A 232-nucleotide genomic window follows, 5' to 3' on the forward strand; every position below is an offset into this window, starting at 1 on the left:
TCGTACCGTTCACCTGGTGCGATTGAAATTGCTTGGTCTTTTATAACCTTTGGATCATTAATTGGTTGGCCATCTGTGGCAATCACTTTTATATCATGACCATGAACATGGATATCATGTCATAGATAACCAGCATTAACGAATCGAAGTCGAATCTTGTCACCTTTTTTCACTTACAATGGCTCTATTAAATGCCCACTTTTACCATTGATTGTGAATGAATCATACATAC

The 232-nt window shown here is 37.1% G+C and carries 1 pseudogene; it reads right to left on the reverse strand.

From position 1 onward, the window contains the following. Nucleotides 1-232: pseudogene (locus KVT31_RS30060) on the reverse strand (multicopper oxidase domain-containing protein); the annotation flags it as partial.

Source organism: Bacillus sp. GbtcB14 (genome assembly GCF_019091205.1).
Taxonomy (GTDB): Bacteria; Bacillota; Bacilli; order Bacillales; family Bacillaceae_G; genus Bacillus_A; species Bacillus_A cereus_AG.